This is a genomic window from Nonomuraea sp. KM90 (genome assembly GCF_052246675.1).
GTDB lineage: Bacteria > Actinomycetota > Actinomycetes > Streptosporangiales > Streptosporangiaceae > Nonomuraea.
Window position 1 is genome coordinate 1 of the sequence record NZ_JBQQCB010000195.1, and the last position, 13,442, is coordinate 13,442.

Annotated in this window: 13 protein-coding genes; 7 read left to right on the forward strand and 6 right to left on the reverse strand. The window is 69.4% G+C overall.

The window, feature by feature from the left end:
* The first annotated feature begins 702 nt into the window (after positions 1–702).
* Positions 703–1,767, forward strand: coding sequence for a hypothetical protein (locus tag ACTWPW_RS59655; protein ID WP_443174319.1), 1,065 nt, complete (start codon positions 703–705; stop codon positions 1,765–1,767).
* A 305-nt stretch (positions 1,768–2,072) separates the two neighbouring features.
* Here ACTWPW_RS59655 and ACTWPW_RS59660 read toward each other — a convergent pair whose 3' ends face one another.
* The gene (locus ACTWPW_RS59660) at positions 2,073–2,774 is read right to left on the reverse strand and encodes a TetR/AcrR family transcriptional regulator (RefSeq protein ID WP_443174320.1); all 702 of its coding nucleotides are present in this window, start codon (positions 2,772–2,774) and stop codon (positions 2,073–2,075) included.
* Positions 2,775–2,889: 115 nt separating this feature from the next.
* On the opposite strand from ACTWPW_RS59660, the gene ACTWPW_RS59665 reads away from it, so the two are divergent.
* Positions 2,890–4,053: an FAD-dependent oxidoreductase gene (locus ACTWPW_RS59665; RefSeq protein WP_443174321.1), complete on the forward strand. Its 1,164-nt coding sequence runs from the start codon at positions 2,890–2,892 to the stop codon at positions 4,051–4,053.
* An 11-nt stretch (positions 4,054–4,064) separates the two neighbouring features.
* Here ACTWPW_RS59665 and ACTWPW_RS59670 read toward each other — a convergent pair whose 3' ends face one another.
* Positions 4,065–4,232, reverse strand: coding sequence for a hypothetical protein (locus ACTWPW_RS59670; protein WP_443174322.1), 168 nt, complete (start codon positions 4,230–4,232; stop codon positions 4,065–4,067).
* 676 nt (positions 4,233–4,908) lie between these two features.
* Here ACTWPW_RS59670 and ACTWPW_RS59675 point away from each other — a divergent pair.
* Complete coding sequence (locus ACTWPW_RS59675; RefSeq protein ID WP_443174323.1) at positions 4,909–5,109, forward strand: hypothetical protein; 201 nt, start codon at positions 4,909–4,911, stop codon at positions 5,107–5,109.
* 253 nt (positions 5,110–5,362) lie between these two features.
* The gene (locus tag ACTWPW_RS59680; RefSeq protein ID WP_443174324.1) at positions 5,363–5,575 is read left to right on the forward strand and encodes a hypothetical protein; all 213 of its coding nucleotides are present in this window, start codon (positions 5,363–5,365) and stop codon (positions 5,573–5,575) included.
* A 272-nt stretch (positions 5,576–5,847) separates the two neighbouring features.
* On the opposite strand, the gene ACTWPW_RS59685 is transcribed toward ACTWPW_RS59680, so the two are convergent.
* From ACTWPW_RS59685 to ACTWPW_RS59695, 3 genes are all read right to left on the reverse strand, one after another.
* On the reverse strand, positions 5,848–6,312 hold the full coding sequence (locus ACTWPW_RS59685; protein WP_375117818.1) for a hypothetical protein: 465 nt from the start codon (positions 6,310–6,312) through the stop codon (positions 5,848–5,850).
* Positions 6,294–7,007: an SDR family oxidoreductase gene (locus ACTWPW_RS59690; protein ID WP_375117819.1), complete on the reverse strand. Its 714-nt coding sequence runs from the start codon at positions 7,005–7,007 to the stop codon at positions 6,294–6,296. Before ACTWPW_RS59690 ends, ACTWPW_RS59685 begins: the two co-directional genes overlap by 19 nt.
* A gap of 128 nt (positions 7,008–7,135) precedes the next feature.
* Entirely contained in the window at positions 7,136–7,900 is a 765-nt protein-coding gene (locus ACTWPW_RS59695; protein ID WP_443174325.1) for an alpha/beta fold hydrolase, read from the reverse strand.
* Positions 7,901–7,971: 71 nt separating this feature from the next.
* On the opposite strand from ACTWPW_RS59695, the gene ACTWPW_RS59700 reads away from it, so the two are divergent.
* Positions 7,972–9,192: an FAD-dependent monooxygenase gene (locus ACTWPW_RS59700; protein WP_443174326.1), complete on the forward strand. Its 1,221-nt coding sequence runs from the start codon at positions 7,972–7,974 to the stop codon at positions 9,190–9,192.
* 92 nt (positions 9,193–9,284) lie between these two features.
* A complete protein-coding gene (locus ACTWPW_RS59705) occupies positions 9,285–10,004 on the forward strand; it encodes a TetR/AcrR family transcriptional regulator (protein ID WP_375117822.1) in 720 nt (239 codons plus the stop codon).
* Positions 10,005–10,132: 128 nt separating this feature from the next.
* On the opposite strand, the gene ACTWPW_RS59710 is transcribed toward ACTWPW_RS59705, so the two are convergent.
* A complete protein-coding gene (locus ACTWPW_RS59710) occupies positions 10,133–11,983 on the reverse strand; it encodes a DUF4158 domain-containing protein (RefSeq protein ID WP_443174327.1) in 1,851 nt (616 codons plus the stop codon).
* Positions 11,984–12,325: 342 nt separating this feature from the next.
* Here ACTWPW_RS59710 and ACTWPW_RS59715 point away from each other — a divergent pair, with 342 nt between their 5' ends.
* Complete coding sequence (locus ACTWPW_RS59715) at positions 12,326–13,306, forward strand: AraC-like ligand-binding domain-containing protein (RefSeq protein ID WP_443174328.1); 981 nt, start codon at positions 12,326–12,328, stop codon at positions 13,304–13,306.
* The last annotated feature ends 136 nt before the right edge of the window (positions 13,307–13,442 follow it).

Genomic DNA, 13,442 nt, shown 5'->3' on the forward strand with positions numbered 1-13,442 from the left:
CGGCACCGCTCCGTCGCGGATCTTCTGCGCTGGTCAGACTGGCGCCGACGCCACCAGGCCACCGCCCGGCACTGCCACTACCAGCGCAGATCCGAACCATGATCGCGAAGTGTCACTGGAGTACTAGATCGGCCACTTGGATGCTCAGTTTCTCCGTCTGTAGCCTTCACCGGCTAAACACGAGCGGATCCCCGATAACGTTCCGCAGATGCTCTGAGGCGCTGATGGGAACGCCAGCACTGTCATAGCTCCGCGCCTTGGAGTCGACGTCGCGAACTCTTGAAACCGCAGGTAGAGGACTATGTGTCGGGCTCTCGCTGCCATAGGTTCGCGTCGTCCGTTGTCATAGATCTGCGTTTCCAGTGTCAGCGGGCTTGCGCGTCACAGCTGGTCCCACCCGGCGGCTGGGGACATCTTCGGGAGCGGAGGGCCACGGCGGTCTGTGCGGCGGCTACTTGCGGGAATTCTGCCTTCTCGCAAGTTGGCTAGCGTCAGTGACGGCGCAACAGATCTGAATTTCGATTTTGATTTTCTGGAAAATCAAAAATGCTAGACTGCAGGCGTGACTGCGGAGACCAGTGTGGTGACGCCTTGTAAGCACTGTGGTGCGGCGATCGAGCAGCGGCGGGGGAGGGGGCGGCCCAAGGCGTACTGTCCTGTCCTGAGAAGGACTGTCAGGCGGCTGCCAAGCGGGAGCGGGAGTTGAGGCGGGCCACGCCTGGGTTGGAAGGGGCGCTGGCCAGGGCCGAGCAGTTGTACGACCGGATGGAGAGCGGGCTGGCCGCTGCCATCGAGCCGCTGGCGCGGGCACTGGCCGACGAGCTCAGCCCTGCCGGGGTCGAGGCCAAGCTGAGCGCCGTGCAGGCCGAGGCGCACACGCGGGTGGCTATCGCGCGGACCGAGCGCGAGCAGGCGTTCGAGCAGGTACGGCTGGCGCGCGAGGCTGCCGAGCATGCGCGCAGGCAGACGGCCGAGATGCGGGAGCGGCTCGAAGAGGCCGAGAACGAGCGCGAGACCGCGATGGACGACGCCGAGCGGGCGCGCGAGCAGGCACTGGCCGCGTTGCGGGAGGCCGCGAGCACGGAACGGCAGGCGCTGCAGACGGCCGAGGAGGCCAAGCGGCGGGCTGAGCTGGCCGAGCGGCGCGCCGAGGAGGCGGCCCAGCGGGTGGAGCTGACCGAGCGGGCCAGGGATCAGGCCGTACAGGAGCTCGCCGAGCGGGTCGAGCTGGCCGGCAGGCGGGCCGAGGAGGCGCGGGCCCAGGCCGTACAGGCTGAGGCGGACACCGAGCAGGCGCGGGAGGAACGGGATCGCGCCCGGGAGGAGACTGCGGCGGCCGTCCGGGCGCGGGAGCAGGCCGAGCGTGAGGTGATCGGGGCGAAGGCGCGTGAGGAGGCGGCGGCCCAGGAGCGGGAGAGGGCCGTGGAACGGGCCGTCACGGCGGAGCGGGCCGCCGCCGAGGCCGAGCGGGACCGTGCGATGGCGCTCCAGGACGCCGCCCGTGCGGCGGCCGAGGTGGAGCGGCTGGCGGTGAGGGTGGCGGCGATCGAGGAGGAGGGGGCCGCGGCGTTGTCGCGCGAGCGGAAGCTGGTCTCGAAAGAGCGGTCGCGGGCCGAGGCGGCGGTCAAGGAGCGTGATCGGCTGCAGGGGGAGTTGCGGCTGGAGCGGATACGGCTGGAGGATCTGCGGGCCGAGCTGGAGTCCGTCCGGGCGGAGGCGGCGCAGCTGAGGGAACGGGCGGTGGCGGCGGAGCTGCGTTCGCCGTGAGGGCCGGTCGATAGCGATTCACGCCGCTGGCTGAGGGACTGAGGCTCACGCCGTCGGCTGGGGGGCTGAGGCTGCTGCCTGTCGTTGACGGAACTGCCCCCTAGAGGCGACAGACTTCGGCGGCGCGGGCACCGCGCATGTTGGGCTTGCTGCTGCCTCAAGGCAAACGGCCTTTCGATCGCGGGGAGAGGTATCGCGATCTTCGTCGATGGTGCGCTCGCCAACGAGTGCAAGAGGTGGAACGGGGGCTGCTGCCTGAGGGCAGGACGGTTGATGATCGACTCTGCGCCGCCTGGTTCGCGGTGTCACGCGGGCGGTCGCGGCTCCGCGGTCGTGTTCAGGCCGTCCAGGAGCAGGTCGAGGCCGGTGGTGAACTGGTCGCGGTCGTCGTGGTCGCGCAGGTCCGTGGTGGTGCGGGTCAGGAAGGGGTAGTCGGCGGGGTCGAGTTCTTCCCAGCGTTCGGCGGTCTGGGTCAGGAAGGCGTCGCGGCTGGTGGTCGCGCCGACGATGGTGCGTGGGGTGATGATCTGGGCGCTGACGCCGGTGATGTAGTACGAGATCGCGGTGGAGACCGCGAAATGCCGTTCGGCGGGCAGCCCGGTTTGTGCGACGAGGGTGCCGATGCGGTCGAGCAGGCGCAGTGCGTTGGCCAGCGTGGCCGGGGCGGTGACGTGGGACGCTGCCCACGGGTGCCGATCAAGGGTGTCGAAGACGGCGATGGCAAGCGCGCGCAGCTGGGCGCCGGCGCCTTCATCGAGGCGCGGGGCCGCGGCGAAGGCGTGGCCGAGCACGTGATCGGCGGCCAGGGCGACGAGCTCGTCCTTGTTCGCCACGTGCCAGTACAGCGCGCCGGGTCCGGTGTCCAGCTGTTTGGCCAGCAGCCGGAAGGTTAGTCCCCGCTCGCCGAGCTCGTCCAGCAGCACAACGGCCGCGCCGACGATGATCTCTTGCGAAAGGGCGTCGGCCCGTCCTTTTCCATCGGGTGCTCTTCCTCGTGTGCGTGGCATGACCTCATTTTGACACATTTTGGAACCGTGTTCCATACTCCTCATGGAACGCGGGTCCATTTAGGTGTCCGGGCAGGTGCCCGGCGCTCCGCCCGCACGGGAACGAGGAAACCCCATGAACACCAGCCACCACCCGATCGCCATCGTCGGCGCCGGCCTCGGCGGCCTGACCCTCGCCCGGGTCCTGCACGTCCACGGCATCCCCGCAACGGTCTACGAGGCCGACCCCTCGGCCGAGTCCCGCACGCAGGGCGGCCAGCTCGACATCCACGAGGACGACGGGCAGCGCGCGCTCGCCGACGCCGGCCTCACCGACGAGTTCCGCGCGATCATCCACGAGGGTGCCGAGGCGCTGCGCGTGCTCGACCAGCACGGCAAGCTGCTCCACGACGAGCCCGACGACGGCATGGCGCGGCGTCCCGAAGTGCTCCGCGGAGACCTGCGCCGGATCCTGCTCGACTCCCTGCCCGACGGGACGGTCCAGTGGGGGCGCAAAGTCACCGGGGTCCGGCCCCTCGGCGATGGCCGGCACGAGCTGACCTTCGCCGACGGCGTGACCGTGACCAGCAGCCTGCTCGTCGGTGCCGACGGCGCCTGGTCGAAGGTCCGTCCACTGCTGTCCGACGCCAAGCCCGAGTACATCGGCACGACGTTCATCGACACCTACCTGTACGACGCCGACGAGCGGCACACCGCGACGGCCGAGGCGGTCGGCGTCGGCGCGATGTACGCGCTGACCCCGGGAAAGGGGATCATCGCGCACCGCGAGGCGGGGAACATCCTGCACACGTACGTCGAGCTGAACCGGCCCGCCGAGTGGTTCGCCGACATCGACTTCACCGATGCCGCGGCCGCGACTGCTCGGATCGCAGCCGAGTTCGACGGGTGGGCACCGGAACTCACCGCGCTGATCACCGACGGCGAGACCGCGCCGGTCGCGCGCCTGATCCACGCACTCCCGGACGGACACCGATGGGAGCGCGTGCCCGGGGTAACGCTCCTCGGCGATGCCGCGCACCTGATGCCGCCGTCCGGCGACGGCGCGAACCTGGCGATGTTCGACGGCGCCGAACTCGCCAAGGCGATCGTCGCACACCCCGACGACATCGAAGCGGCACTCACCGCCTACGAACAGGCGCTGTTCCCCCGCAGCGAGCCCTTCTACGCCGACGCCTACGAAATGCTGGACCTCTGCCTCGGCGAGCACGCGCCGTTCGGACTCATCAGCCTCTTCAACGGTGATCCTCAGGGCCAGGACGGGGCGCAGGCGCGGTCCTGAGCCGCGGCAGGCTAATTAGCGGTCGCGTGCATGAGCGTGATCTTGTCCGCGCCGTTGGGCCCGGTCAGCACCGCCACGCGTCCCGCGGGCACGGACAGCGAGCAGCCGCGCAACGCCAACGTACGGCGACGGACGTTCGTCCGGCAGAGCATCGCGGGTGCGACGCTCGTCGAGCGCACGCGGCTGCGGCGCGGTCCGGAGGCGTGGGGTGCGAGGCCGGCCCGGCCAGGAGGACCTGGGGGCGTTGTTCACCGTGGTCCTGGCCGACTGCCGCCAAGGAGGACGTGGCATGAGCCCGGCGCTGGAGGCGACCGGGCCGAGGGTCCGCTGCCATCCCCGGCCGCCCCTCGACCAGCCCTTCGCGCTCCAGCTCCGGGTCTTGGGACTATCCGGCCGGAATTGAACGATAAGCCTCCCGCCGCAGGTCAGTCAGGTTGCGAACGGGCGTGGGTGGATGAGGCCGCCCACGATGCGATACCGCCTGTCCTATCTGTAGGTGATCGGCCTGGAAACGACCGCTACGATCGGGAGAAGATCACGAGCTGTCACGCGGGCGTGGCACGAGGAGACTTGTTGAGCGACAGCGCGGCGGCCGATGCTGAGGAGAAGGCCGGTGAGGCGGCTGCGCTGCCTCCGTTCGAGCCAGTGCGGGTGGTGCCAACTCGGCCCGATGGCTAGCCTGACTGGCTCGGTCGCAGGCCGATCAGCTCGGCCGACCGGGACAGGATCCTGAAGGATCTGAGTGCCGATCAGGAAGAGCTGGACACTGTCCAGCGACGGGACGGCCTGCGTCTGGCGCCGCTGTTCTCGTCCGTAACGATCGAAGGGTTCGGCGGGCAGGGTGATCCACGGAGAGTGGCCCGGCTGCGAGCCGCCATCAACGCGGCGTGCCGGGTCGCGGCAGGCGATCGGCGGACCAGTTATCACGCGACCGATGAGCGCATCACGATCGGGATCGCGGGGCCGGACGCGCGTGAGCGGATCGCGGTGCTACGCCGGCAGCTCGCCAAGATCGGCGGTAGCCGCAGGTGGACGATCACCGAAGACCTGAATTGACCCAGCTTTCACGGTGAGTGGGGTGAGGGGCTGGTTGAGTTCTCGCAGCAGGAGAGCGACCCTGAGCGCAGCTCACGGCCTGGGTGGCGTCCAGAACGTACGCGGCCGACCTGCCCGGCGCACGGTCTGCAGCCCGATGCCGGGCGGCCTCGGGCGCGGGCAGCGGCCCCCGCTCGGCGATCACCTCGGCCAGGCTGCGAGCGGGCACCAGTTGCAGCACAATCCACGGCCGCTTGTCGGCCACCACCACGTCATGGACGGCGGCGATGTGCGGGTGACTCAGCCGGGCGGCCAGCCGCGCCTCGCGCATCGTGCGCCTGAGCAGGTCCTTGCGCTCAGGACCCAGCCGCGGGGGCAGGGCGATCTCCTTGACCGACCTGGCTCGGGCGAGTTCATCGTCACGACCATAGAAACGGTAGCGGTGGACACGAAGCCGAGCGAGATCAGGCCGGTCCGGTGGCTGTGACTGCTGCTGGTCGGCGCCCGGTCTGCGTCGGCACCAGGCCTCGGCGAGCCTGGACGACGCGCTGTCTTGGGGTGGACACGGTGGCCCGCGGGTGCCCGCAGGGGTGGGCTGATCGGCGGCCTGGTGGCCGTGCGGACGTCCTGAGCCGTGGATCAGTTTTTGAGCCTGTGAACGATGGATGGGGGATGTGAGTGATAGCTGGAGCCGCCGGCCTGTGAGATCACGTTGAAGATGCGACTGTCCAGCTGTACACCGCGGGCGTATGTCTGAGGTCAGCCCTGGCCGGCGTTCTCGCCGAGGCGTCCGGAAGGACTGGGTTTGGTCTCTTTGACGGGCAGCATCATGAGGATCGAGAGGATCAGGAGGCCACCCAATATCACCGCCACACTGATCTTGTCGAAGAGCGGGAAGACGTGCAGGTGCAGCATGTGCCACAGGAAGTGGATCGCGTTGTAGATCGACCATGCGCCCCCAGCCACTGCCAGGGACTCCCGGGTCGGCCGGCGCAGCGCCCACACGCTCAGCACCAGCAGCGCCAGGTTGAGCGCCCCCACGTCGACGGCCAGATGCTCGTTGTACGGGCCGAGCGCCGCCACCCAGTGGAGTCCCGGCGCCGGGAAGTCGTTGTAGTACGACCGCGGGAACGCCGCCGCCCACACCCCCTGGTATGCCGCCGCCACCGCCAGCACCCCGGCCATCCAGCGCTTGGCCGCCACGGTCATCGCGACGCCGCCCACTGCTCGAAGGTGATCTTCCCGCTGCGGAAGTCGCCGGCCGGCAGCACGCCACCGTTCGCCATCGCCTTGCCGGCGGGCACCGTCAGCACCAGTTTGCCTTTGGCCAGGCGGCGCATCATCGATGCCATCGTCAGCACCTCGGGGCCGGCCAGCTCGGTCGCCCGGCCCTGGGCGGGGCCTTCGGCCAGGCGTACGAGCTCGGCGGCGACCTCGGAGGCGGCGACCGGCCGGCTCAGCATCAACGGCGCCACCTTCACCGGGCCAGGCACCTTGTCGAGCATCTGCGCCGCGAACTCGTGGAACTGCGTCACCCGCAGGAGTGTCACCGGGATCGGGCCGGCCAGCGCCAACTCCTCCTGGCGGCGCTTGCCGATGTAGTAGCCCGAGTCGACCCGGTCGATCCCGACGATCGACAGGAGCACGTGGTGGCGTACGCCCGCCCGCTCCTCCGCCGCGAGCAGGTTGCGTGTCTCGGTCTCGAAGAACGCCACTGATGTCTTGCGGCTGAGTGTCGTCACGTTCGCCACGTCGATCACGACGTCCACACCGCGCAGCGCGTCGTCGAGACCGTCTCCCGTTATCAGGTCGACGCCGCCCGACCGGGACATCACCACGACCTCGTGGCCCTGCTCCCGTGCCCGCTCGACCACCAGCTTGCCGACCCAGCCGGTTCCTCCGGCCACCGCTATCCTCATTGCGTTCCGTCCTTTCTCGTCATCACGTTTCCGTACTTAATGAGTTCGACTCTGTAAACGAGACAGGGGCGAGAGGCTGTATGTGACAGCCGATCGCACCCGCTCGACAGTTAGGGTCGCTTGGCTCGTCAGCGGTCCAACGAGTCCCAGAAATCGGTGAGTACCTGGGCGCCACGGCCGGGGTCCTGGGTCATCCACCAGTGGCCGAGCCCGTCGAGGGTCGCGGTCCGCGCGCCGGCCAGCCGCGCCGTGCGGGACCGCTGTTCGTTGGTCCCGACCAAGAGGTCCTCGGTGGCGAGCAGGGCGAGGCCCGGCCGCTGCGCCGCACGTTCGAGGTTCCGGCCCAGCTCGGCCATCACCGGTTGGGCGGCTGATCGGTAGAGCGCGTGTGCGGCCCGTCCCATCGCCTCGTCCTGGCCTGCCGCGACCCGCTTCGCCACCGGCTCGCTCATACCGAACTTCACGAGCATCGTGACCCGCATCGCGAGGTCCGGGCCGAGCGGGACGGCGGGGTCCGGGCCCGTGGTTTCCGGCGCCTGCTGGCTCTGGGCGAACTCGTGCCACACGTAGTCCGGGTCGAACAGGCCGATCACATCGCTGACCCAGCTGCGCACGAGGTCCGGGCGGGCCATCACCGCGTTGAGGGTGTGCACGCCGCCCCAGTCGTGTCCGACGAGGTCGACGGGCTCGGCGAAACGCGCCAATTCGCCGATGAGCCAGTCCCGGTAGTCACCGATGGTCGCACCGAACCCTTTCGGCAAGGGCGCCCCGAAACCAGGCGGGGACAGGCGGATCGGGACGGGTCGAGCGGGAGCGATACGTTCGAGCTCGACGAGCAGCGGCCCCCAGACCTCCGGCGTCTCGGGGAAGCCGTGGACGAAAACGGTTGGCATGGCGAGAGCTCCCTTCATGTTCGATCTACTGACCGGATGACCAATCTGGTCAGAGTGTATAGTCTGCGGACATGGAGACGAACACCACCCCGCGACAGCGGGCTCTTGTAGTCGGACTCGGCGTCAGCGGAACCGCCTCCGCGCTGCGGTTGCACAAGGCGGGCTGGGACGTCGTCGTCCTGGAGAAAGCGGCCGAACGCCGCCGCGGCGGCTACTTCCTGACCCTCTTCGGCACCGGGATCACCGCGGCGGAGCGCCTGGGCATCGAGGTGCCGGACCGCTTCTCGACGGACATCGCCTACTACAACGTCGATCGCGCAGGCCGGCGGCGGCGCGGCATGGGCTTCGCCGAGGCCGTGGCCGGCGAGTCACGCCCGGTCGTGCGCGGCGACGTCGAGCAGGCCGCGTTCGACGCCCTGCCCGAGGACGTGGAGATCCGGTACTCGTCCATTCCGGTCGCGCTACGCCAGGACGCGGAAAGCGTGCAGGTCGACATCGAGGACCGGGCCGCGGGGACGGTGACCACCGAACGGTTCGACCTCGTGGTCGGGGCAGACGGCCTGCGCTCGACCGTGCGCCGGCTGGCGTTCGGGCCCGATGAGGGCCGCATTCACCGTCTCGGCTACATGCTCGCGGCGTGCGCCGTGCCCGGCCCGGTCCCCGGCTTCCGGGGCACCGACGGCATCATCATGTCCGAACTGGGCCGGTCGGCATGGGTGTTCGCCTTCGCCGACCGGCCACCGACGGTGCTGTTCAACTACCGGACCGACGATGTGGACGGCGAGTTCACCCGGCCCGCCATCGACGCGCTGCGCGCGGCGTTCGGACCGGAGCCCACGGGTGCGATGCTCGGCTGGCTGCTCGACCAGTTCGAGCAGGCGCCAGACCACCTGTTCGACACCGCCGAGCAGGTGCGGCTCGACACATGGCACCAGGGCAAGGTGGTGCTCGTCGGCGACTCGGCGTGGTGCCTGACCCTCTACTCCGGGATGGGGGCCTCCAGCGGCCTGGCCGGGGCCGACATGCTGGGCACAATGCTGGAGCGGCACCCCGGAGACGTGCCGCGGGCGCTGCGCGCCTGGGAGGCGAAACTCCGCCCCTTCATCGAGTTCCACCAGGGCTCCGGCATGGCCATGCGCAAGCTCTTCGTCCCGGCCGACCGCACCGAGTACGGGATCCGGTTCGTCTTCGACCACGTGGCGGGGACCACGCTCGGCAGAACGCTCCTCTCGGAGGCCGAGCACCGCAGCAAGGCTTCCCGGATGAAGACGATCGACATCGCCCTGACGTGACCCCGCCTCGGATCCCGCCGCACGGTAGGGTTCACCTCCGTGAACCCACGTGACATCATGCCGCCGAAGAGCGAACGGGAGGAACCACGACGGTGAGCCGGCTGATCGAACACGACTCCGTCAAGGCGGCCAGAATCCTCGACAGCGCGCGCGAGCTGGTCCTCGAGCACGGCGTCCGAAAGGTGACCATCGCCGAGATCGCCGCGGCCGCGGGCGTGGGCAAGGGCACGGTCTACCTGTACTGGGAGACCAAGGAAGACCTGCTCGTGGGGCTGGCCGCGCGCGAGCTACTGGCCTGGATCGAGACCATCAACAACCAGATCGCCCAGAACCCGCAGTCCATCCTGCCCCGCCGTCTCGCTCCGCTGCTCATCCGCACGACACTGGCCAACCCGTGGCTGCGGTGGCTCATGAGCGACGACAGCGCCCTGCGGCAGCTACTCCACCGCCCCGTCAACCAGGAGCGCTTCGCCGAGGCCACCACGAGCGCACTGGGCAACGCGGTCGTAACCATCCTGCGTGACCACGGGATCGTACGCGACGATCTTCCTCTGTCCAAGCAGATGTACGCCCTGCACGCCGTGCTGGTCGGGTTCAGCACCGTCATGAACAACGCCGATGTCGCAGGCCCGCTCCGCATCGACGACCCCGAAACCGCCCTCGCCGACACCGTCCACCTGCTGCTCGAACGACCTCGCGACCCCGCCGCGCACGATGTCGCCAAGGCCGCGGAAGCGGTGCGGGCCCGGTTCACCGAGATTCACGACAACCTCCTGGGACTCGTTGCGGCGGGCGCCGCCGGAACCAGATGACCCGCCGCGTTCTCAAGGCCGTGCGCCTTCCTCGGCTACGGAGATTCTGCGGCCAGGGCTGGAGATACGCCGAGCATCTCTCCGCGGCCGTGCACATATAGCCGCAGGTGGGCGGGGAGGGCCCTGGCTCACTGAGGGTTTCCGTGCGCCCAGCAGAGCAGGGGTGAAGCCGTGACGTAGCGGTGGATCTTGTTGTTCGTGAGCTCCTGATCGTGGATGAAGCCGACCGGCTCAAAACGCGAACGACCCCGCGACCACCACGACCCAGCGGCATCGACGTGATCCGCATCGGCATGCCCGGCATCGAAAAGCGCCTCGCTCGCTACCCCCGGCTCTACTCCCGGGTCGGCTTCATCCACCACTTCAAGCCCCTGTCCCTCGACGAACAGGCTCACGTCCACCCGCGGGTCGCCGGACTTGTCCGCGCCGACCGCGTACACGTCCTTGCTGCGCAGAGCCGACCACAGCGCCTCCAGAATGCAGAAGGTGTAGGCGTGCCGGTCGATCAGCCGCTCGCCGAGCTCGGGATTGTCGTACACCAGCCGCCGCCACGACCCCGCCACCAGATCCTTGTGCGCCTCGATGTGCTGCACCCCGGCGTGCTTGCCGTAGGCGAGCACGCGAGGCAGACCCCGCAACGCCGCGATCACGCCGGCACCGGTGTCGGTGCCGCCCCAGGGAATCGTGTCGGCCAGCAACTCGACGAACCCGCGCACCGAGGCGAACCGGTTCGTCGGCTCCGCCCGCCACGCCAGATCCTCATCCTCACCGGCCGGAGGCACCAGCTCCTTGATCACCGCGAGCGCCGCCTCCAACTGCTCGATCGGCACCATCGACGCGATCCGTGCGATCATCTCCGACGCGGTCGTCTCCCGCACCACCGGCCCCGGCCCGGCGCTCTGCCCAGCCTGGCCATCGGGCTGCGGGGGCTGTGCCTGCTGGGTCGTCGGGGTGTCCAGCGCCGCCCGCAGCGCCGACTCGGCCTGCAGCGCGGCCTTACGTAACTTGGGCAGCGACTTCAGCTTCGCGTTCTTCTCATCCCGGCTCGCCCGCGCCAGCAACTTCGTCGACATCAGCAGATCGAACAGCAGCAGCGCGTCATCCACCGACACACCCTCCAGATGCCGCATCGTCGCCAGCAACGTCGCGACCCGCCGGTTCCCCTTCAACTGCCCGATCTTCGGCGCCTTCGCCGACATCCCGTAGGCGGCCAGCTCCGTCAGCTTCGCCGGAGCGACCCCGCCCACATCCACCGCGCCGGCGCCGAACGCCCACACCGCCACCGACCGGTTCAACGCCTCCTTCATCCCGGTCCCGGACACCAGCGCCACCGCCGTGCGCATCCACTCCAACGGCGACACCTTCTTGCCCGTCGGTACGACCAGCGTCTCCAGCAGTTCCCGGCGCATCTCCACCGGCATCTGCTCCACCAGATGCTCGTTGACCGCAGCCAGCTGCTCCGCCCGCACGTTCGTGACCAGTGGCGCCAGCGTCGTGATCCCCGGCAGCAGCATCCGGTTCTCGATCAGCCACACCACCGCCCGGTCGAACAGCTCCCGCCGCGAATCGCGCGTCTGCGCCGCCCGCGACGCCACGAACACCCGCAGCTCCGCCTCCGCCTCCGCGAACTCCCGCAACCCCAACAGCCCGCGGATCTCCCGCGCGTGCTCATGCTGGGTCGGCAGCCGCTCCGCGTAGTGCTTGATACACGAAGGGTCCGCCACCCCGAGCTGCTCGGCGACGTAGTCGACGGCCACCTGCGGGACATCGCCAGGATCGGTCAGGAACGTGCCGAGCATCCGCGCCGTCCCCCACTGCAGACCCCAGCCGAGCCGGTTGTGCGGACCGCGCTTCTTGGCCACCTCCGCCAACGCGCCCGCGTCCAGGTAGAAGAACCACTCCAGATCCTCCGGCGACGGATCGGTCAAGAACCGCCGATAGCGGTCCCTCTGCTCCTCAGACAGGTACTGATACGACATAAACCGCGACGGTATGAGATCAATGCCCCTCTACCAGCCGGGACGCCTGAACCGAGATCAACTAGTCCGCGATTCTTCGGCCCGCAACCCCCTGACCTGCGGCGGGAGGCTTATCGTTCAATTCCGGCTGGATAGTCCCAAGACCCCAGCTCCCGGTACGCCTTGAGCACGGTGTCGGGGTTGATGGCCAGGCTCTCGACCACGTCGCGGGCGGCCGGCAACTGGTCGCCGGGCCGAGCCGGAGCGCCTGTTCGACCCGGTGAACGAGCCGCAGGGACGTCGAGACCCCCGAGCCGCAGGCACGAAAGCGCGACCATGTACGGGCCGCCATAGCGTGGGTGCATGAGTGTCGTGTTCCGAGCCGACGGGCTTCCACCGGCCTCGCGCGTCGACTACTGGCGGGAGATCATCAGCAACGTCTTCCTGCCGCTCGACCTTCGCGGTGAGATCGGCCCCACGACGCCCGCCGAGTTACGCACCACCGAGATCGGGCCGATCCGGTTCACCGACTCGGTCACCGGTCCCGGCTCCTCGTTCCGTACGGGCCGGACGCCCCGCCTCATCCGCAGCTCGGATCCGGACGTCTGCCTGGTCGGGGTGCTGGTCGAAGGTGACGTACGCGTGGAGCAGGACGCCAGGCAGGCCGTCCTGCGTCCCGGTGATCTGTCGTTCATCGACCCGGCGCGGCCGTTCGAGCAGTCCTTCACCGCCATGCGCAACCTCAGGGTGAGCGTCCCGAAGGCGATGATCCCGTTGCGCGATCGCGAACTCGGCGAGCTGACCGGCGTACGCATTCCCGGTGACAGGGGAGCGGGGGCGCTGGCCTCGGCGCTGACCCGGCAGCTCGCGCACAGCGTCGATGAGCTGCCGGCACCGGAGGTGGCGCGGCTGGGCACCGCGGTCGTCGACGTGCTGGCCGTGGCGCTGGCCGGTCGCCTCGACCGCAGCTCGGCGGTGCCCGAGGCGCGGGAACGTACGCTGCTGCACCGCGTCTACGCGTTCGTCGAGCAGCACCTCGCCGACCCCGAGCTCTCACCGCGCAGCATCGCCGCCGCGCACCATGTCTCGCTGCGTTCCTTGTACAAGCTGTTCGAGTCCGAGCCGGTGAGCGTCAGCGCCTGGGTCCGCCGGAGGCGGCTGGAGCGGTGCCGTCAGGACCTGCGTGATCCCGCGCAGCAGGACCGGCCGGTCGCCGCCATCGGTGCGCGATGGGGATTCCTGAGCGCGGCGCATTTCAGCCGGGCGTTCCGCGACGCGTACGGGGTCTCGCCGGGCGAATCGCGCCGTCACGACGTCGAGGTGGGCCGGGAAACGCCGTGGTAGTGCGGCAGGTCGAGCGGCGGCACAGGGAAGCCGCCGGCCGTCGGCTCGTTGGACAGTTCCTCGAACTCGGCCTCCACCTGAGCCTTCTTCGCTTCCTTGCGCCGTTGGTTGACGGTGTCGAAGCGCATCCAGATGG